Origin of the sequence: Pseudomonas sp. 58 R 3 (genome assembly GCF_900006605.1) — a bacterium.
GTDB lineage: Bacteria > Pseudomonadota > Gammaproteobacteria > Pseudomonadales > Pseudomonadaceae > Aquipseudomonas > Aquipseudomonas salomonii.
The window spans coordinates 22775-43336 of record NZ_CVTT01000072.1 but is presented as its reverse complement, the minus strand read 5'-3'; the positions used below and the strand labels follow the sequence as shown (position 1 = coordinate 43336).

Annotated in this window: 19 protein-coding genes and 1 tRNA gene; 3 read left to right on the top strand and 17 right to left on the bottom strand. The window is 56.5% G+C overall.

Going from position 1 to position 20562, the window contains the following annotated elements; translation table 11 throughout:
• Window positions 1-51: 51 nt before the first annotated feature.
• The gene (locus BFP92_RS23790; protein ID WP_065931377.1) at window positions 52-1332 is read left to right on the top strand and encodes a cation:dicarboxylate symporter family transporter; all 1281 of its coding nucleotides are present in this window, start codon (window positions 52-54) and stop codon (window positions 1330-1332) included.
• A gap of 151 nt (window positions 1333-1483) precedes the next feature.
• Here BFP92_RS23790 and BFP92_RS23785 read toward each other — a convergent pair whose 3' ends face one another.
• From BFP92_RS23785 to BFP92_RS23710, 17 genes are all read right to left on the bottom strand, one after another.
• Window positions 1484-2701, bottom strand: a complete 1218-nt coding sequence (locus tag BFP92_RS23785; RefSeq protein ID WP_065931376.1) for a phenylacetate--CoA ligase family protein — start codon at window positions 2699-2701, stop codon at window positions 1484-1486.
• Window positions 2702-2729: 28 nt separating this feature from the next.
• Window positions 2730-4037 carry an ATP-grasp domain-containing protein gene (locus BFP92_RS23780; RefSeq protein ID WP_083221791.1) on the bottom strand — a complete coding sequence of 436 codons (1308 nt, stop codon included), beginning with the start codon at window positions 4035-4037 and terminating at the stop codon, window positions 2730-2732.
• 4 nt (window positions 4038-4041) lie between these two features.
• The gene (locus BFP92_RS23775) at window positions 4042-4899 is read right to left on the bottom strand and encodes an arylamine N-acetyltransferase family protein (RefSeq protein ID WP_065931374.1); all 858 of its coding nucleotides are present in this window, start codon (window positions 4897-4899) and stop codon (window positions 4042-4044) included.
• The gene (locus BFP92_RS23770; RefSeq protein ID WP_065931373.1) at window positions 4889-5611 is read right to left on the bottom strand and encodes an SDR family NAD(P)-dependent oxidoreductase; all 723 of its coding nucleotides are present in this window, start codon (window positions 5609-5611) and stop codon (window positions 4889-4891) included. Before BFP92_RS23770 ends, BFP92_RS23775 begins: the two co-directional genes overlap by 11 nt.
• The gene (locus BFP92_RS31465) at window positions 5604-5945 is read right to left on the bottom strand and encodes an ApeI family dehydratase (RefSeq protein WP_139114109.1); all 342 of its coding nucleotides are present in this window, start codon (window positions 5943-5945) and stop codon (window positions 5604-5606) included. Before BFP92_RS31465 ends, BFP92_RS23770 begins: the two co-directional genes overlap by 8 nt.
• Window positions 5935-6483: a hypothetical protein gene (locus BFP92_RS23765; RefSeq protein ID WP_065931372.1), complete on the bottom strand. Its 549-nt coding sequence runs from the start codon at window positions 6481-6483 to the stop codon at window positions 5935-5937. Before BFP92_RS23765 ends, BFP92_RS31465 begins: the two co-directional genes overlap by 11 nt.
• 53 nt (window positions 6484-6536) lie before the next feature.
• Entirely contained in the window at window positions 6537-6902 is a 366-nt protein-coding gene (locus BFP92_RS23760; RefSeq protein ID WP_065931371.1) for a hypothetical protein, read from the bottom strand.
• Between the two features lie 55 nt (window positions 6903-6957).
• Window positions 6958-7485, bottom strand: coding sequence for a DUF6622 family protein (locus tag BFP92_RS23755; RefSeq protein ID WP_065931370.1), 528 nt, complete (start codon window positions 7483-7485; stop codon window positions 6958-6960).
• A gap of 9 nt (window positions 7486-7494) precedes the next feature.
• Window positions 7495-8256, bottom strand: a complete 762-nt coding sequence (locus tag BFP92_RS23750) for a hypothetical protein (protein WP_170875861.1) — start codon at window positions 8254-8256, stop codon at window positions 7495-7497.
• A gap of 18 nt (window positions 8257-8274) precedes the next feature.
• The gene (locus tag BFP92_RS23745) at window positions 8275-9516 is read right to left on the bottom strand and encodes a phenylacetate--CoA ligase family protein (RefSeq protein WP_065931368.1); all 1242 of its coding nucleotides are present in this window, start codon (window positions 9514-9516) and stop codon (window positions 8275-8277) included.
• 16 nt (window positions 9517-9532) lie between these two features.
• On the bottom strand, window positions 9533-10795 hold the full coding sequence (locus BFP92_RS23740) for a beta-ketoacyl-[acyl-carrier-protein] synthase family protein (protein WP_065931367.1): 1263 nt from the start codon (window positions 10793-10795) through the stop codon (window positions 9533-9535).
• Window positions 10792-11934: a hypothetical protein gene (locus BFP92_RS23735; RefSeq protein WP_065931366.1), complete on the bottom strand. Its 1143-nt coding sequence runs from the start codon at window positions 11932-11934 to the stop codon at window positions 10792-10794. The genes BFP92_RS23740 and BFP92_RS23735 overlap by 4 nt, the downstream gene beginning before the upstream one ends.
• The gene (locus BFP92_RS23730) at window positions 11927-12289 is read right to left on the bottom strand and encodes a phosphopantetheine-binding protein (RefSeq protein ID WP_139114107.1); all 363 of its coding nucleotides are present in this window, start codon (window positions 12287-12289) and stop codon (window positions 11927-11929) included. Before BFP92_RS23730 ends, BFP92_RS23735 begins: the two co-directional genes overlap by 8 nt.
• Window positions 12290-12547: 258 nt before the next feature.
• On the bottom strand, window positions 12548-15604 hold the full coding sequence (locus tag BFP92_RS23725) for a multidrug efflux RND transporter permease subunit (protein ID WP_065931364.1): 3057 nt from the start codon (window positions 15602-15604) through the stop codon (window positions 12548-12550).
• Window positions 15601-16755, bottom strand: coding sequence for an efflux RND transporter periplasmic adaptor subunit (locus BFP92_RS23720; protein WP_065931363.1), 1155 nt, complete (start codon window positions 16753-16755; stop codon window positions 15601-15603). The genes BFP92_RS23725 and BFP92_RS23720 overlap by 4 nt, the downstream gene beginning before the upstream one ends.
• A gap of 287 nt (window positions 16756-17042) precedes the next feature.
• Window positions 17043-17118 (bottom strand) — tRNA-Asn (locus BFP92_RS23715).
• An 86-nt stretch (window positions 17119-17204) separates the two neighbouring features.
• Window positions 17205-18089: a LysR family transcriptional regulator gene (locus BFP92_RS23710; RefSeq protein ID WP_065931362.1), complete on the bottom strand. Its 885-nt coding sequence runs from the start codon at window positions 18087-18089 to the stop codon at window positions 17205-17207.
• Window positions 18090-18190: 101 nt separating this feature from the next.
• Between BFP92_RS23710 and lldD the strand changes: the two genes are divergently transcribed.
• Together lldD and BFP92_RS23700 are read left to right on the top strand one after the other, a co-directional pair.
• Entirely contained in the window at window positions 18191-19333 is a 1143-nt protein-coding gene (lldD, locus tag BFP92_RS23705) for an FMN-dependent L-lactate dehydrogenase LldD (protein ID WP_065931361.1), read from the top strand.
• A 281-nt stretch (window positions 19334-19614) separates the two neighbouring features.
• Window positions 19615-20541, top strand: a complete 927-nt coding sequence (locus BFP92_RS23700) for a GGDEF domain-containing protein (RefSeq protein WP_065931360.1) — start codon at window positions 19615-19617, stop codon at window positions 20539-20541.
• The last annotated feature ends 21 nt before the right edge of the window (window positions 20542-20562 follow it).

The window sequence follows — 20562 nt, the reverse complement described above, 5'->3', positions numbered from 1 at the left end:
ACTGCCTAGAACAACAACTTAAAAATCATTGATCGCAAATGAGGCATTCCCATGCACACGCCCCGCATCGCGCTGGTCTGGCAAATCATGATCGGCTTGCTCGCCGGCATCGCCATTGGTGCCCTGTTGCACCGTTTTCCCGAATCCCGGCCGTGGCTGGTGGAGAATATCCTGCAACCGGCAGGCGACATTTTTATCAAGCTGATGAAGATGATCGTCGTGCCTATCGTGTTCTCTTGCATGGTGGTGGGCATTGCCGGGCACGGTGACGGCAAGGCCCTGGGCCGTATCGGGGTCAAAACCCTGAGCTATTTTTTCTGCATCACCACCCTGGCGATCATTGTCGGGCTGGTATTGGGCAACCTGCTCAAACCCGGCGCCGGCACTGAACTGGCCAGCCTGCATGCGGCAACTGTCACCCTGCCTGCCAGCGGTGGCGGCGGCCACAGCCTGGGGCAGATCATCGTCGGCATCATCCCCGACAACGTGATCAGCGCCATGGCCCAGGGCAGCCTGTTGTCGGTGCTGTTTTTTGCGGTGATGTTCGGCCTTGCTGTGTCGCGCTTGCCCGCCGAACGCAAAGACCCGGTGATCGCGCTGATGCGTGGCCTCTCGGATGGCATGTTCAAACTGACCTCGATGATCATGGCCTACGCGCCCATCGGCGTGTTCGGCATGATCGCCGTCACCGTGGCCAACTTCGGTTTCGGCGCGCTGCTGCCATTGGCCAAACTGATCATGGTCAGCTATGTGTCCATCGTGTTTTTCGTGCTGGTGGTGCTCAACCTGGTTGCGCGTTTGTGCGGGATCAACCTGTTTGCCTTGATGCGGCATATCAAGGATGAACTGGTATTGGCCTTCTCCACCGCCAGCTCCGCGGCGGTGATGCCGCAATTGATGAAAAAGCTCGAAACCTATGGCGTGCCGCCGTCGCTGGTGAGCTTTGTGGTGCCGGTGGGTTACTCGTTCAACCTCGACGGCGCCTCGCTGTTCCTCGGCATCGGCACGTTGTTTGTGGCGCAGTTGTATGGCATCGACCTGAGCCTGGGCGATCAGGCCTTGCTGGTGGTGACCATGGTGGTGACCTCCAAGGGTGCGGCCGGTGTGCCGGGGTTTATGTTCGTGATTCTCTCCGCCACCTTGGGCAGTGCCGGCTTGCCGCTGGAAGGCGTGGCGATTATCGCGGGGGTTTATCGCTTGATGGAGATGCCGACCACCGCGCTGAATGTGTTGGGCAATGCGTTGGCGCCGATGGTGATTGCCAAGTGGGAGCAGCGTGAGGCCAAACCGGCTTTACCGGCCGATGCCAAGGGCTTTCGCACACGTGCCTGAGCACACTCCGTTCATGTGGTGATCAGGATTGTCCTGCTCGCCACAGTGCAGGTATTCGTCCTTAACGGGTGCCCCGGCGCCGGCATGACGCTTTGCGCCAGCGAGTCCAGGTGTTAGAGGCCGGATTGTATAAGCCTGCCACACCCGACACTTACCGCTGACGCACATCCCGCAACACCGGCTCTTTTTCACGGGCACTTCGCCAAAATTCAACGTCACGCTCTATGCCGAGCGTAGCGACACCGCGTCGCAGCGCCTCCTCCAAGCCAGCGATGCTCATCAGGGCGAGCTCGATAGCCCGACAAGCCGCGTCAGGATCAGCGAACGACGTCAAATCGCAATTGACGCTCAAGTGGTCTGTGCCTGCATCCCCTGTGGACAGGGTCAACTGCAAGGCAAATGACTGGCCACACCGGCGCCATAGGGTCTGGCAGACAGTCGAGAGGCTGAGTAAATTGCCGCAAAAATTAAAGCTCGTATCACTGCGCCCCTGCAGGATCAAGGTGCCGACCCGCTGTTGCGAGGTGGGCAGCAGCGTAGCGATGTCCCCCGTGTCATAACGGATAACCGGAACAATAGGCGCCTTCAAATCACTGAGATACAACTTGCCCTGGGCGTCGACCTCGGCCAGTACCCATTTACTCAGGAAATCATAATGACCCGGCGGGTGTGCAGGGGTTGAAACGCCCACCAGGCCCATCTCGGTATTCCCATAAAGGCCATAAAACTCGGCCTTCGGCCAAACCGTTCTTATGTAATCTTGCTTAGCGCCGGAGAACGCTTCGCCGATATAAATCACTTTTCTGATATCCAGCACTACATTGGCTTTCAACGCCATGTGAGCGGCCTGAATAATACCGCCCGGTGTCGCCAGCAAGGCGCTGACTCCCACTTCGCGGCAGATATCCAGGCACCCCTCGGGGCAGTCCTGCGCGTCCAGACGCCCGACAGGCAAAACGGTGCAGCCAATCGGCTCCAATAATCGCGAAAGCCCCTCGTACAAGCAGCCAAATCCGCCAGGCACCAGTAAGTTGGCCACGACGTCCTGACTGGAAAACACCCGCTGCCCTAAAAAGCGACGCAGCTCCACTGCGTAGGCGTCTCGCGAGACACTGGGCCAAAAATCATTGGCCACAACCAGCGGAGAGGCGGTTGTACCCGACGAACTGACCAAATAACAATGACGCAAACGGCCCTCATCACGCAGCTTCTCCACCACACCCTGAAGTGTGGTCTTTGAAGATACAGGGTACAGACGGTCAAACTGTTCATAGCTCAGCGCCCGTGGGTAACCCGAGTAACCCGCCTCACGATAGTGCTCAACCATACGGTCAAAAGACTGCGCATCAAAAAAAGAGTGATTTAGCATGCAAGCCGCCTTCCCTGCAGAACCTGACTTAAAAATAGGCGAGGTACTCATCCTTAAGAAACCGCCAGTTCTCGGGACTCAACTGCGCCCCGTTCAGCGCTGACGCGGTCAATTGCTCAAACACCTGCACGTCTGCCCACAGAGCAGCATCGTCAGCATGGGAAAAAGCTGCATTCATCGAAGACGAAAACAGGTCACTGGTTTTCTTGAAGGGCTGCCCTTCTTCGACATTCAATTGAACCCCTATCAGGCTGCTGAGCTGGCGAACCGCTGCCGGCAAACCCTCAGGCGTCCCCCCGAAAACACCGGGTGAGGTGCTGATAACGTCACTGATAATGCCAGGCTTGATCAGCCGCGCATCAGACAGCTCAGCGGCCGGCGCGAAACTGGAAAAGTACAGTTGTTCCAGTAAGTGAGGGGCGTAACAGTGCGCGAACAGCACCGGGGTGATGGTGCCGTGCAATCGCGCGCCCACTTCGATCATCACAGGGCCATTGGGGCTGTCCAGCAACTCCATATGGATTGCTCCGTTTTCAATCCCCATGGCTGAAGCCGCGTGTTTGGCATAGTCGACCAAGGCCCGCACCGCGTCGGAGCTCGGGTCCAGCAGGAAGGTGAATTTCTTCACGAACGGGCAGCCTTCAATACCCAGTTCATCACAGCGGATATAGCGACAGACGGACGCAACAACATAGGTGCCCTGCTGCGCGACCATATCGACAACGTACTCTTTGCCGGTGACAAAGGGTTGCAGCACAAAACAATCATTGTCCGACCATGTTGAAGAAAAGCCGCCCCAATCCGCGGCAAGAATCGCGCTCTGCAACTCAGCGCGGTTTCTGCAAAAAACCACGCCTTCACCGCCTGCCGACGACTGCGGTTTGAGCACACAGGGGTACGCATCCCAGTGTTCCAGAACCGACTGCGCAGCTGCCTTCCCTTCCAGCACGTGTGTCGATATACACGCCAGACCCGCCTCTGCCAGCGCGCGCTGCATCGCATCTTTATGGCGACGTAACCGAGAGTAAGCGGGGTCATTGCCAGGTAAGCCATGACGCTCGCTCAAGATATCGGCGATGAATACACCGTTCTCGCTGCCGGCGAGGATGATGTCGAAAGGCAGTTCATCAGGCCCCGGTACCTGTTCGGCAGAGATAAAAATCCCTTGATAGAGTTCGGCATTGAATTCGCCTTTCTTTTTCTCGCTCAAAGTCGGCATTTTGCTGACTTTATCCATCTCCATGACGGCGTAGCAGTCAACACCCTGCTCCTTCAGGTACCCCACTAACAGATTTGCATTGGAGACGGGGTTGGTGATCAGACAGCGCTTAGTCATCGTATTAATCCCTGCTGATGCCTGGCGGTAGTTGACGAAATCGTTGCGCACAAAGAACGATGTTGAAATGCGACTTCACCAGGCGAACCAGTTCGTCAATCGTTCGAACGTTGTAGCTGGAGCGACGCTTGCCCTGGACACACACCAGCGTGCCGTTTTGCAGGATGTCGCCCCCTTCTGAATGAGGGCGGGCACAAATGAAATGGCTGGCAAACAGGGAGGTGGGGGCATGGGTGTTGTAAAAGTGAGTCACGCGAAACTCTTCATAGTTGTAGTCTGCATCACGGACAACCAGCAGGCCCTGCCAACACTCGCCGCGCAGGTACTCCACCAACCAGTCACGATTGCCCAGCCGCGTGACGCGATAGCGGTGGCAACCCTGCACTTGCGTCAGCTGATCATCACGCTCATCAAGCGAAAGCGGCCTTATGGGGCCGCGCAGACCAAACCCGACATCGCATAGCCAGCGTTTTCCCTGCGCACTGACCACCAGCGCCATGTGCGTAGACAACTCACGGCATACGCCGTGCGCGAATGTCTTGGCCAAGGTGCGCTGCACCGAGAACCCAAGGCTTTCCAGGGCCTGCGCAAAAATGCCATTCATGTGCGTACAACCACCGCCCCGTTGCCCGTACACGATTTTTTGAGCGACGAGGTTCAATGCAAACGGCACCTCTACGTCCAGAAATCCATCTGCCATATCAAATGGAATATGGGTGACGTGCGCTTCGTGCAGACGGGCCAGGCTGGCAAGATCCGGTTGGCTTGCGTCAGGGTTGCCCACGCGCTGAAGATACGCGCCCAACCATGGCGGGCTGTTCTGTTGCGCCGTGGGGCAAACCTCCAAGGGTTCATCCAACATTTTCGCCATTCCCCACACGCAGCAAACTGCCAGTGGTTGAAAGGCGCCGGGTTGCCAGCAGACACACGGCCTCGGCGACTTCTTCAGCCGTCATTACCCGTCTTGCGGGAATCGACTTGAGAATCTCCCTGACCTGATCACCGGCGAAAGCCTGAAACATGTCCGTATCCACAAAGCCCGGAGAAACGCAGTTCACTCGCACATCAAAGCGCGCCAGTTCGATCGACAGGCCCATGCTCAGGCGTTCAATCGCGGCTTTGGCGCAGCCATAGGCTGTATTACCCAACTTTATTTTTTGCGCGGCAACCGAACCGATATTAATAATATTGCCGTGGCGTGCCTTTGCCATCAGCGGGGCAAACACCTCACAAAAATTCAGCGTGCCGCCAAAATTGTTTGCCATCACTTGTTCAAACGTGGACGGCTCTTGACTCAAGAACAACCCATCGCGCGCGATGCCAGCATTGTTGACCAACACTGAAGGCAGAGGATGGCCCTGAAGTTGCGTGCAGAACTGTTCAACCTGACACCTGTCGCTACCGTCAACGCGCGCCGTGATTGCACTCGGGCCGAACTCGCACGTGAGGCGATCTGCAGCGGCTTCATCCTTGAAATAGGTCGCGAAAACGGTAAATCCCTCCGCGATTAACTTGCCTGCAATCGCGCGGCCTATTCCACGCGTTCCTCCCGTTACAATAGCGGTCTTAGTCATACATGACGCTCCCTCGACAATGTACAGAACGTGAAGTCTTCAGGACAAAGCCGACCTCCTTGGCGCCCGGCCGGTCGAACCCTGAAAACTGTAAATCCAGACACTCCCCTGGTGTGATCGGCGCCATAAAGACCACTCGTTTTACACGCAGGGACGCACCCGGCAGCAGGTGCCGGCAACAACTCAGCACAAAACCCACCGTAAACGCACCTGGAACAATCGGATGCCCTGGAAAATGCTCATCAAAGATCGAAGCGACCGCGTCCACCTGGACCAACACCGAGTGGTTTTCGTCTATTGACTCCAGTGACGTGGTAAACACTTCATACCGCACGGTTTCTTTCTCCCTGAGCCAAATAGTAATCCGGGTATTTTTGAGTAAACACCACGGCGCACAAGATCGTGAAGTAAGACATCAATAAGTAAATCGGCCAGTAGTCGTTAAACATCAGACTCAATACAGCAAGTCCAAAATTAAGGCTGAACACCGCATTCCACATCAAGGTGATATGTTTATTGATGAAAAAGAACGCCGGCGTGTGCCAGACTTCCTCCGGAGCTTCCAACTTTGCATACTGCAGCGTGAAGGGTTTGCCAATACAATAAGAGCCCCACCCGGCCACTGCCAACAAGGCGTAGATCAGCGGTTTAGTGTATGACAAGCTGAAAAATCCGGGTTCAGCATACGAAATACAAGCGACCAGAACAAAGCCACACGCGACACTCCAATCAATAACAAACTTGTGCTTCAAGCCCTTGTAGCACAGCACAATCAAGACCACTAATGACAACAATGCCGCCTCGGTATAACTCCCCGATCGCCAGGTCAGAAAGTAAGGAAACAACAACGGAGGAATAATAAGATTGATCATGACATGCACACCCCTGGGGAGCAGAACGCAAAAGGCATCCCGGCCGATTTAATTCATGGCTGCGTGGCCATGACCGTCACCAAACAAAACACCTCATCGTATTGAGTGGGGTCGCTCGACGAGAAAACCTGCACCGCGCCGCCACGGGGCTCATGGGAGACCTGGCCAAATAAATAGCGCGCCTGGCGCAGGTCTCCCGCACTCAGATTACGCAACGACACCGGCAAAAACCGCTCGGCCACTGACACCGCACCGGCGCTCGCCCTCACACACCTCACCGCGAACTGGTGACACAGCTCAACGGTGACCAGACTGGCGTCGTAGCGAGCAATAAACATCTCCAGCACATCAGGATCCAGCCGAACACGGAACAGCTCACCATGCCTTTCCAACTCAGGACACAGTTCCAGATAATTCATGAAGCCTCCCACGGCGTCTTGTCAGCCCGCTGACCGTCCCGGCACCCGGCGCCCCTCATGTCTTGTTGACACACGTGGCATCGGCAATGCCGTCTCGCGCATACCGATTCAGAATCGACAGCATCTTCCACGCGCGTCCGCACAACAGCCCGATCGTCAAACCCGACGCCACGCCAATCAAGACCACCATCGGCAATGAACTGGCGAACACTCGATCTGTCGCCTGCTCATAACCGATGTAATATTTAATGCCGAAAAAAAACATCGAGAGTATCAACAGCTTTAATGAGCCCGGCACTGAAATGGAGTGCCGGGCCTCCCCTTGGGTAATACCGTGATAGTCAAACCACAACGCTGCGATTGCCCAGCCGACTAATAACCCTGCCACCCAGGTGCCCATTGAAAGCAGTGGATGCGTGGCATAGTCCATTGCCGCCAATGACCACACCACAAAGATGACCGGGCTGAGCAAGAGGGAACGACGTGTTTCAGTACTTCTAAAACAGGCCATCACGCCGTAATAGAGAAGCATGAAAAAAACGGCATACACCCACAGTGGCGTTTCACGCAATATAACAAGCATGGGTATCCCTCAATGATGAGATCGTACGGAATAAACAGCACTGCTAATCGGGCAGCCAACATGGTGAGCCACTAACTTCAAAGCATCCTGACCCGGCAGCCCGACGGGGCGATAGATAAACTGCTTCCAGCCTTCGGTGTCACGCAACACGATCCGAAGTTGTGGCTGCCGACAGGTATCCAGAATACGTTGCACCACGCGAGACCGCGGGGACACGGTCATGGACACCACCACCACGTCATAACTGCCGTAATCAAAATCTACGCCGTCCGCCTCGACCAGGTTCAAACGTTCAGCCGGGATATCCAGGGCGCTCAGCGCGCCATGGAGCCCTTGTCGGGCTTTCACAATCGCGCTGTGATCACTATCAATACCCGTCACCACAAAGGATGTTTTCTGCAGGTACAGTAAAATACTCAGCGGCATCGCCCCCACACCGACCTGGCACATCCGCCCCAGGCTACCGTCAAGACTCTTGAGTTCAGCGCTGACCATGCGTTGATAAATCCGGTAGAAAAAACGGCTGAGCGGGCTGCCCTTACTCAACAGGTTTGCCCACTGCTCGCTCAACGTCGACTCGAACAACTGCTCTATCTCAAGCACTTTTCGCTGGCAGTCAGCCATCCGACTGCGCTCGCTACTGTGCGCGGTCTCATCCGAAAAGTTCAGCGGGTAGTTGTTCAATACAATCAATAAATCCGAATACGCTTGAAAGAGTTCACCCTGCCAACGCTGCTCTGTGGGAATGGCCAGCAATCTGTCGATACGCATTGATAGCTCTGCGCCCATTCACGCAACTCCCACACGCTGGCGCTCATCTCGCAGGGACGGTAGCTTTTGCCGGGCGTTGAACTGAAAGTGCTCGCGGCCCACAACCGACAACTCGGCGACGCCACGCCGCAAGGCTTCACTCAGTTTGGGGATCTGGCTGAGTACTGACGCAACGTGCGCCTGCAGACTTTGGCCCACCTCGCTATCGGGTAGATCCAACGCCACTTCCACGCGGTCCCGCCCCAACTCGACCGACTTGAGTGTGACCTGGCAATAGGTTGCATCCACGCCCGCGGCGGTCAGTTGCTTGCGCACAAGGTCCAATCGAATCTTGTGCCCTCCCAGACTGAATTCTTCTTCTACTCTGTCGCCGATGCTCAAGTAATAGGCCGCGTCACCCGAGACTGAAAAGAGCTCGCCGTAGTCGCCAATGCGATAACGAATAAGCGGCACCACAGGCGCTTTGAGATCGGTGACCAACAGTTCACCTTGCTCGCTGACCTCCACGAAAAACCAGTCGGAAAGCACCAAGTGGTGGCCCGCACTCATCTGTGGAGTATTGATCGCGGCAAAGCCCAATTCCGTCGCACCGTAAATGCTATAGAAAGACGCCTGCGGCCACTGTTCACTCACGAACTCGCGCTTGGAGAGGTGGAAGGCTTCGCCGACAAAAACAATCTTGCGTATGGGCAACGACACACCGGCACTCAGTGCGGCCTGAGCAACTTGCACAATCCCACTGGGTGACCCCACCAGGACATCAGCAGAAAAACGTTCCAGCAAATCGAGCAAGAGTGCGTTATTGGACAGGGTATCCGGCCGGCCCACAGGCAGGATGGTCACCCCAATATTCTCAAGCAACCGGCACATGCCCTCGTAGCTGTTACCCAGGCCGCCAGCCGTGAGCAGGTTTGCCACAACGTCATTGGCACTGAATACGTGCTCGGCCATGGCCTGGCGTACTTGGTAGGGGTAGCTGTTTTCGGTAACTCCCTGCAGGAACTTATTCGCCAGAATCACAGGGCTGCGGGTAGTGCCCGAGGTCGAAACGACATAACAGCCCTGCATTTTGCCGGCCGCCAGCAGTTGCCGACCCGACGCTGCCAGGGCGCTTTTATCCATGACGGGGTAGGCGTCGATAAACCCCTGATAGTCCGTTACCGTTTGCAGCGAACCAGGGTAATCCTCACTGATATACCCCATCACCATTTGATTAAACTTATCGACTGGAAAAGCTGTGCGGCGCTGGATTGTTTTCATTGTGCAATCCTTATAATCAAGCATCGACTCGGCGAAAAATCATGGATGCGGCAAGCCCGCCCATGCCAAAAGAGTTCTTGAGGCAATATTCAATATGGGCGCTGCGCGTTTCGCCTATGACATTGGCTGAACACTGCGGGTCTTTCACATCAAGATTACGCGTGCCTGGAATAAAGCCTTCTCTCAACGCAATCAAGGTATTAAGCGTTTCCATGGCCCCGGCGGCAGCGATCATATGCCCATGCAATGACTTGTTCGCGGTGACCGGAACAGCCTCGGACAACACCGAACAAATCGCGGCGGACTCATGCAAGTCGTTCAACACCGTCGACGTGCCGTGCGCATTCACCAAGCCTATTTGGCTTGCATTCAACTGGGCACTTGCCAGTGCGCGCGTCATTGAGAGTTTCATTTCCCGGCTGTCAGGGTCGGGTTTCACAATATGACTCGCATTCATGCTCGCGCCATACCCCACGACTTCCAGCAACGGCACGGCCCCTCTCTTGAGCGCGCTGGTGTATGTTTCCAACAAGAACAGTACCGCCCCTTCCGCCGGCACATAGCCTGAGCGGCGCGTATCAAAGGGGCGCGACAATCCATCAGGCGGTAAAGCGGCATCGGTACAGATCACATCAACCGATTCCAGGCCTACATAATGTTCAGGCGTGACCTTGGCACTGGCGCCCCCCACTATTGCCGCGTCGACTCGCCCGCTCGCCACCTGTTCAAAGCCGGTGCCAATCGCTTGTAACGATGCAGAGCAAAGACCGACGTGCACCATGGTCGGGCCGTGGAACGGAACGTGCGCATGGACCTGACGTAACAACTGAGTCGGGTCCATACGGGAAAAGTCACTGATTCGATAGTGCTTTTCCATTACCGCGGCCATGTTTGTAAAGGCGTTATCCGCGTTTCGTTCCAAGTCGTAAACGAAGTCCACGGTCTGATGAATATCAGGAACAGGCTCATCCACCCCGAGAAAGCAACCAATACGCTCTGGCGCGAGATGACTTAAATCCGTGCCCGGCCAGGCCAACAAACCCTTGATAGCGTTACTGACATAAAGCTCATCCCATGAACGGCTGCGCCTGGAGGCCGACGCGGGTGTATTGCCTACTTGTGGAATACCCGCGAAATGGCTCTTGAATGTACCCGTGTCAAACTTGTGGATTTCGCGAATCCCCGACGTTCCTTCGCTGAGTGCCGCTCTTACTGAATCGTAAGTATCACCCAAGGGCGTGCAACAGCCGAGAGCGGTGATCACTACACGTTCTCTCATGATAGTTCTCCCGACAATGCTTGATCAGGAGTTAAATGCCTTAGCTTTTTGACTACCGCACAGGCACAACCAATCCCGATTCCCATCCCGTTCACCAATAGTGTGCGCCCGACCTCGATGCTTTCATCTGCCAAGGCGCACCCCAGATCCACCAGGCCGCTGGTGCTACCGGCGTAGCCTGTGTAAGGCTTGTAACGGCGAACGTCGGCCTCAGGCATGATCTTGAAGACCGCAGCGTCCTCTACCTGGCGCAAGTTGGGTGCGCCATTGTCATACATGATGACCACAGGATGCGTGTCAATAACCGCAGCCGGCAGGCATTGCAGCAAGGCCTCCCAATCCGCTTGTTTTGAATATATCTGTGCATCAAATCGGCTATAAACCGCAACGATTTCGGCCAGTGCAACATGACCGGAATGTTGCAGCAGGGTGGTATTTTCAAGCATCAACGCCACCGCCCCGTAAGTCACGCTGACTTTATCGGCAGTGGCGTCGACGGGGTCTGTTTCAACCAGCCCCATCTTCCGAAAAGCCTCCAGGTTATCGGCTTTGGTCATATCGCCGACCGCACACAACAGGGCACCGCCCTGCTCGGCATGTTGCAGCTTGAACAGCGCCTGTTCCAATAAAGACAGCCCGCCCAACGACATACTGCGTAAGGGATACCCACCACCGGTAAAGCCAAAATATTTGGCAATGTGGTACAGGTTATTAGTCGGTAACTTACGGAACAGCCTCAGTGGGTGAACAGCGCCTGCGACCCGACCTAATTCAGCGTGTATAGATTCTGCTGACAGTTCCGGGTGTTTCATTCGGTAGTCGTAGAGAATCTCATAAAAGTCGCGGACGATTTCTGCGGTTGTATAGACATTGATCTCTGCCCGCGCCGCTTGATCAAACGCGCCGCCTTGTTCTGCCATGGCGCAGGCGGCGCCTGAGACCAATAGACTGTGTATGGCCGCATCGGACAAGATCGCCCGGTCTTCGCGGGCAATATGTTTAGCTAACTGTGCAGAGAGCACCGCCGGCACCTTGGCCCGTTGCCTGGCGGCTATGGGGAGGATGTCTTGCCGGCCGATATCCGCCAGGTCGAACCCTGATTGTCGTACGGCGAGGCCGGTGATGAAGACACTAGCCATGGGCAAGCGCCTCTAGGCGCCGAGAGCAAAACTCCGGCGTCCAGAAACTACCGATCTTATCCGGCTGAATAACAGTACTGTCAGGAACCTGAAGTATTTCGCTGGCCACTTCCCAGCCCTTGGCTGTCCACTGGCGATCCACACAGAGTGCCGGATCAGCCTGCATTTTATGGAACGGCCATAAGTGTTCGGGCTCAACCTGGGGGTTGATCTGCGACTTAACTTCAAAACAGAAATCAATGAAGTCAATGGACGTAAATCCGATTTGGTCGAATGACTTATCGCTGGGTATTGCGTCGGGACCTTCGAGAAACAGAATATCTGCTGCAATTTGTTTTACTTTGATCAGATACATAGCGATCACACCCCTTCTTCCATGTTTTGTAAAAAACGAGAGCGGCATAAAAGTCAGTCGACTTTATTGTTCTTATAATTGGATCCAATAGATCCTAAACAAATAGCTATAAGCTTGTCAAAATATTTTTTACACATAAAAATCAGACACTGATGAACGGCTGGCACTATTTAATGGATGATAAAAATCGCAGCGCTTTAACCCGCACTGTACGGCCCCTCACTTGCTGTTTAGTTGAATCTACAGCCAATAAAACGGTTAGACGGGCGCCATGGCAACTTCACTTGTCACTTCCCTGTCACGTTTGGCCAGCAACGTGTAGACGCAGGGCAAAACAAATAAGGTGAATAAAGTTCCGATCGACATCCCGGTGGCAATCACCATGCCGATGTCATATCGACTCACAGCCCCAGCCCCCGTCGCAAAAATCAGCGGCACCATGCCAAATACCATGGCAGCCGTCGTCATCAACACCGGCCTCAGGCGAATCGCCGCCGCTTGCTCCACCGCCTCCCGCGGCGATAGCCCCTTGTCTCTGCGCAGCTGGTTGGCAAACTCGACGATCAGAATCCCATGCTTGCTGATCAACCCGATCAGCGTCACCAACCCTACCTGGGTATAAATGTTAAGACTCGACCACCCAAGGAACAGCGGAATCAACGCCCCGCAAATGGATAACGGCACTGTCACCAGAATCACCAGCGGGTCGCGGAAGCTCTCAAACTGCGCCGCCAGTACCAGGAAAATAATCGCCAGCGCCAAGCCGAATGTCACCCATAGCGCCTTGCCTTCCTGCACGAACTGGCGCGATTCCCCGCTGTAGTCGAACGCATACCCCGGCGGCGCCTCTTCAATGGCAATCTGCTTCACCGTTTCAATGGCCTCCTCCATGCTGACCAATGGAAAACCCGAGATCAATGCAGAATTGAGCTGCTGGAACTGGTTCAACTGCCGTGGCCGCGCGCGGTCTGTAATGCTGATCAAGGTCGACAGCGGCAATAATTCACCCTGGGTATTTCTGACGTAGTAGCTGTTCAGCCATTCGGGGTTGTCACGGTACGCACGCTCAACCTGTGCAATGACCTTATAGCTGCGCCCTTCGAGGGTGAACCGGTTTATTTCCGCCTCACCCAACAACGTCGCCAGCGTGCTGCCGAGGTCCTGCATCGACACGCCCATCTGCGATGCCTTGGCGCGATCGATCTCCACCACCACTTCCGGCTTATCAAACGCCAGGTCGATATCGACAAAACCGAACTTGCCCGATTGCATCGCGCGATTTTTTACGCGCTCGGCCACTTTCAGCAGCGACTCATAATCCTGAGCAGTATTGATGACGAAACCAAAGGGCAGGCCTTCGCCAGTACCGGGCAGAGAAGGCAGGTTGATACCAAATATTTGCAAACCTGGGATCTGCGCCAAGTGCGCCTGCAATTCAGGCAGGATCTGCATCTGAGTGCGACTGCGCTCATTCCACGGCTTGAGCAGAAAACCGCCTATGCCTGACTGCACCCCGTTGTAGCCGTTGATCTGGAACGACGAGTAGTACTCTGGGAATGTCTTGAAGATCTTGATGAATTCATCAGTGTAGGTATTCATGTAATTCAGGTTGGTCGGCTGTGGTGCGCTGGCCATCATGAAAATGATGCCCTGGTCTTCGGAAGGCGCCAATTCCGCCTTGGTGAAGGTGAGAAACACCGGAATCAGGCACAGCACGATCAGCGCGAAGACCACCACCACCGGCCGCGTGTTCAACGTACCGTGAAGCATGCGTTGATAACGTCGTTTGAGCCGGTCGAATACCCGGTCCAACCGGCTCGCCAGCCCGGAAGCGTTTTTGTCATGGCGCAGCAGCAGGACACACATCATTGGCGAAAGTGTCAGCGCGACGACGCCGGAAATCACCACGGCACCGGCCAAGGTCAAAGCAAACTCTTTGAACAGGGCCCCGGTCAGCCCGTCGAGAAAACCGATCGGGGCATAGACCGCCGCCAAGGTGATGGTCATTGAGACAACCGGCAGGGCAATTTCCCGCGCGCCCTCCAATGCTGCGTCCAATGGGCGCTTGCCGTCCTCGATATGCCGGTGAATATTTTCGACCACCACGATCGCATCATCCACGACCAGGCCGATGGCAAGCACCATCGCCAGCAGCGTCAGCAAATTGATGGAGTAACCCATCATCTGCATGAAAAACAGCACGCCGATCATCGACAGCGGAATGGTGATCACCGGTATCACCACCGAACGAAGCGCCCCCAGAAACAAGAACACCACCACGATGACAATCAGCACGGCTTCAAACAGCGTTTTCACCACCTCGTTGATGGACGCCTGGATGAACAAGGTGGCGTCGTAGGCAATATCAACCTTGAGGCTGGGCGGCAACTGGGCCTCCAGCTCAGGCATGATTTTGCGCACTTCCTTGATCACCTCCAGTGGGTTGGCGCTCGGCGCGGCCTTGATTGCGATGTACACAGAGGGCGTGCCACCAAAGGAACTGATCGCGTTGTAGTTTTCCGCGCCCATCTCCACCCGTGCTACATCGCGCAGCAGCACCCGGCTGTCACCGTCGGTTTTGAGCGTGATAGCCGCGAAGTTTTCGGCGGACTTAAGTTCGGTAGTGGCGTTGATACTGGTAACCACATACTCGCCCTTTACCTCGCCTGCGGCCGACAGATAGTTGTATCGGCGCACCGCTGCCGTGACGTCATTGGCAGTCAGGCCGAAGCCGGCAAGCTTCACCGGGTCCAGCCAGATACGCATGGCAAATACCTGACTGCCGAGGATTTCGGCTTCGGCCATGCCGGGCAGTGTGGCGAGCTTGGGTTGAATGACCCGCGAAAGGTAGTCGGTAATCTGCGAGTTATTCAATTGCTCGCTGGAGAAGCTGATATACATCAGCGCGGAGGCTTCGGCGGACTCCTTGCTCAGCACAGGGTCTTCAGCATCCGCAGGTAACTTGTTCTTGACCTCGTTGGCCTTGGCCAACAACTCGGTAAACAAACGGTCGCTGTTGGCACCAATGCGCGCGTAGATCGAAATCACCGAAAAATTCTGGCGACTGACCGACGTCATGTAGTCAATCCCCTCGGCACTTGCCAGGCTTTGCTGCAAAGGCTGAGTGATGTAGCCCTGAATCGTCTCGGCATTGGCGCCAGGGTAGGCAGTGGTGACGGTGATCAGGGCGTTTTCCATTTTCGGAAACTGGCGCAGCGCCAACTTGCTGTAGGCCTGAAACCCCAGCAGCACGATGAGCAGGCTGACCACCAGGGCCAGCACCGGCCGACGGATGAAGATGTCGGTGAACTTCATAGCGCACCTTCAACGCGAGCCTGTCGATCGGCCGGCTGGTTCTTGTCAGGGCTGATGGTGATAGGCGTTCCCGTATCCAGCTTCAGCTGGCCAGCGCTGACGACTTGCTCGCCCTGTTGCAACCCGCGGGTCACCAACACCAGGCCACCCCGCCGCTCTCCGGTTTCAACAAAGCGCCGCTCGGCAATCAGCAGGGGCTGACCGTCTGCATCTTTCTCCACGCTGCCGTCCTCGGCCTTCTTTTGCGCGACCGCGTACACCGAATTACCGTAAAGGGTGTAGGTAATCGCGCTTTCCGGTACCACGATATGAACCGTCGGATTGGGCAGCAGCACCTGCAGATTGGCGAACATGCCCGGGAGCAGTTTGTTATCCGGGTTCGCCAGGGTAGCGCGCACCAACACATTCCGTGTGGTGGTCTCGACCTTGGGGTTGATCGCGCTGACGGTGCCAGGAAACATCTGTTTCGGATAGGCCGAGACTTCTACCTGCACGCCTTGGCCGATCGCAATCTTTGGCACCGATTGCTCAGGGATATAGAAGTCGACGTAAAGACTGCTGAGGTCCTGCAACGTGGCAATCACTGTCCCGCTGGCCAGATAATCCCCAACATCCACCTGGCGAATACCAATGACCCCGCTGAAGGGCGCAAGAATGTGCTTCTTGGCGAGGGTGGCCTTGAGCTGGTTCACCGTGGCTTTGTTTTTTTGCAACTGGGCTGAAAGGCGGTCGAACTCACCCTTGGAGATGGCGTGATCACCAACGAGTTGGCTGCCGCGCCCATAATCCAACTGTGCCAGTCCAAGATCTGACTGGGCGGTTTCCAATTGCGCCTGCTCTACCGCACTGTCCAGCCGGACCAGGGGTTGCCCGACCTGAACCTTTTGCCCCGACTCGAACTGCACGTCCTTGACCGTCCCGGCGGTCTCCAGGCTCAGGCTCACACCGCGCAACGCCTTGAACGCCCCCACGGCCGGCAAGCGCTGCTGCCAGGGCTGCTCAACCGCAGTCACCACTGCCACGCTGACGGGCGGTTGAGGCTTGGTAAAACCCTGAATCTGTTGATAGATGGCAAACGCCTTATAGGCCGCCAACATCAACACCACAACCAGAGAAACACCCAACATGATCAGCATGCGACGGCGCAACATATTCCTAATCCTTGGAAAAATTTGAACACGCGAAGATGAATCAGCGAGCACATTACTCCGAGTATCAAAATGTTTCCAAGAGAGATTTTTGACAGTTTTTCGGTCGAGGAAGGCAAATCATTGTGCTAGAGCCCTGCGCGTCATTCGAGGGCCTGGCGTTCGACGGTTTCTGTCGCGGATCGGTAAGAAAATGCCGTGGGTGGCTGGAAAAGCACCTGCGTAGGTGCCGATTGCGCACCAAATCCAAGGCAAAAAAAAGCCTGCATCGCTGCAGGCTTTTCTCTATCTGGCTCCACGACCTGGACTCGAACCAGGGACCCAATGATTAACAGTCATTTGCTCTACCAACTGAGCTATCGCGGAATGCGCCGTATGTTACTGATTAAAAAGAAGAAGTCAAGCATTGAGGTGCATTTGGACGAAATCCTGCAAATTCCGCTTGCAGCCCGCTATACCGGACTGGCCATTTCCTTGGCCAGATCCAGCCACGCGCGCGCCGCCGGTGGCAGGTGTGCGCTGGCGCGCCAGGCCAGGGCGATGTGCCAGTCGGTGTGGGGTTCGTCCAACGCAATCAAGGCGATGCCCGCGTGCTGATGTTTGAGCGCGAGCATGCGTGGCAGGAAGGCGACGCCCAGCCCGGCCGCCACCAGGTCAACGATAAAATCGATCTGCCCGCTGCGTGCGGTCACTCGGGGCGTGACGCCTTTGCGTTCACAAGCGGCGAGGATCTTGGCGTTCAGGGCGAAGCCGGCTTCGAACAAAATGAACGGTGAATCGGCCAGGTCGGTGAAGTCGATGCGTGTGCGCTTGGCCAGTGGGTGGTTGATGGGCAGTACCGCCATCAGTGGTTCATTGCGCACCGGCTGGTAGTCGAAGGCTTGGTCCACCGGCAACAGCAGCGCGGCGAGGTCGACCTCCCCGGCTTCCAGGCATTCGCGCAGTTTTTTGCTGCCGTATTCGGTGAGCTCGATTTCGATCTCCGGGTAGCGGCTGCGGTACGCTGCGAACATCGCCGCGAACAGCACGCCGCAGCCTACCGGTGGCAGGCCGATGCGCAGTACGCCGCGTTTGAGGCCGCGCAGGTCGTTGATCTCGGCCACCAGGTCGTTGTGTTCGGCGAGCAACACCAGGGCGCGGCGGTAGGCGATTTCGCCGGCCGCCGTCAGCTCGTTACGGTGGCCCAGGCGGTTGAGCAGCGGCGCGCCAAGCTCGTCTTCGAGGGTCTTGACCGCCTTGCTCACCGTGGATTGGGTCAGGGCCACCACTTCAGCCGCCTGGGAGAAACCGCCCTGGCGCACCACTTCGACAAACGCCCGCACGGTTCTCAGGTTCATCGGTATTCCTATAGCGACTGGATGCCAGTAATAAAAGTTGTTTTTATCATGCCAGCTTTTTGCTTATGGTGGTGCGACCCAGCTCTGTGGAGAACCCGTTCATGATCATCTCGTCCGCCTCCGACTACCGTGCAGCCGCCAAACGCAAGCTGCCGCGCTTTCTGTTCGATTACATCGACGGCGGCGCCTACGCCGAGCACACCCTGCGCGCCAACAGTTCGGACCTGGCCGAGATCAGCCTGCGCCAGCGCATTCTGCGCAATGTCGACAACCTGAGCCTCAAGACCCGCTTGTTCGGCCAGGAACTGGCCATGCCGGTGATTCTCAGCCCCGTGGGCCTGACCGGCATGTATGCGCGACGTGGCGAAGTGCAGGCGGCCAAGGCGGCAGCCAACACGGGCATCCCGTTTTGCCTGTCCACAGTGTCGGTATGCCCGATTGAAGAGGTAGCGTCGCAAAGCCCGCAGTCGATCTGGTTCCAGCTCTATGTGCTCAAGGACCGCGGCTTTATGCGCAACGCGCTGGAGCGCGCCCAGGCGGCGGGCGTGACCACGCTGGTATTCACCGTCGATATGCCCACACCCGGCGCGCGTTACCGTGATGCGCATTCGGGCATGTCCGGGCCCTATGCGGCGCAGCGCCGGATGCTGCAGGCCGTGTGCAAGCCGCAATGGGCCTTCGATGTGGGCTTGATGGGCCGCCCACACGACCTGGGCAATATTTCCAAATACCTTGGCAAGCCCACCCACCTGGAAGACTACATTGGCTGGCTGGCGAATAATTTCGACCCGTCGATCAGCTGGAAAGACCTGGAGTGGATCCGTGAGTTCTGGAAAGGCCCGATGATCATCAAGGGCATCCTCGACCCCCAGGACGCCAAGGACGCAGTGAGTTTCGGCGCCGACGGCATCGTGGTCTCCAACCACGGCGGGCGCCAACTCGATGGCGTATTGTCGACCGCCAAAGCCCTGCCGCCGATTGCCGAAGCCGTGGGCGATGACCTGACCGTGCTGGTGGACTCCGGCATTCGCTCCGGGCTTGACGTGGTGCGCATGCTCGCCCTGGGCGCCAAAGGCTGCCTGCTGGGGCGCTCGACGGTGTATGCGCTGGCCGCCGCCGGCCAGTCCGGGGTGGAAAACCTGCTGGATATCTTCGCCAAGGAGATGCGCGTGGCCATGACCTTGACCGGCGTGACCTCGATTGATCAGATTGACCACACCACCTTGGTTCAAACAGCCAAATAACTGACGTCAGGGCGCAACGACTGGGGTGAGCTTTTTAAACAGTCGTTGATTTATAAGGCGTTTTTTTAAGTTAAACAAACTGGCATGAATCTCGCTCTAACCCCTTTCAAGCAGGTTAAGCGATGACAAGACGTGTGGCAGGGCCCATGGGTTATAACCCATGGCAAAGCGGTTTAAACTGTTTCCAATGTTTTACGGAACTGAAGGAACAGTAAGGCGCTTGGCATCTGCCACTCTCGTGCAGCCTGTAAGACAGTTAAGTGCTTAGAGGCCGTCAGCTTATGAAATCACCTACCCAGACCAACGCAATTGACTTCGACAGTGCCAAATTGCAACGCCTGGGGTTTGGTCAGCCGTCCCTGCTTCCACGTCGCCCCACCACACTTGCGCAACTTCGTCAGCAACTGAGCCAGCAATTGCAAACCAGCCTTGAGCCGGAACGCATTTTGGCGCTGTTCTTTCGCGAGGTTCAGCGGCTGGTGCCGTTGGACGCGCTGCAATATCGCCATGAGGCCAGCGACTTGCGCCTGGAGTTTGGCCATCGTGGGCACCACTCGGTGAGCTACACCTTGAGCCATGAAGGCGAGCACCTGGGCGAGTTGATATTCCGGCGCAACCAGCGTTTGCTGGACGACGAATTGGCGCAGCTTGAGTCGTTGCTGTCGACCCTGCTGTACCCGATGCGCAACGCCCTGCTCTACCGCGCCGCCACCCGCAGCGCCCTGCGTGACCCGCTGACCGAAACCGGCAACCGCATTGCGATGGACCAGACGCTGCAACGGGAAATCGACATGGCCCGGCGGCACCTGAGCCCACTGTCCTTGCTGATGCTGGACATTGACCATTTCAAGAAAATCAACGACACCCACGGCCATGCGGCGGGCGACATCGTATTGCGCGCGGTCGCCGACTCGATCAAAAGCCAGTTGCGCAATGTGGACATGGTGTTTCGGTTTGGCGGGGAAGAGTTTTTGATTTTGCTGTCGAACACCGGCCGGGATGCGGCAGGTTTGGTCGGCGAACGCCTGCGTCGGGCGGCAGAGGCCAAGGACTATTGGGCCGATGGCAAGCGGATTGAACTGACGGTGAGCCTGGGTTGCTCGACACTGTTGGCGGCCGAGTCGGCAGAAAGCCTGTTGCGGCGGGCCGATAACGCCCTGTACGTGGCCAAGCGCGAAGGTCGCAACCGCTTGGCAATGGCGGGGTAACCCCCCGCCATCACGCTTACA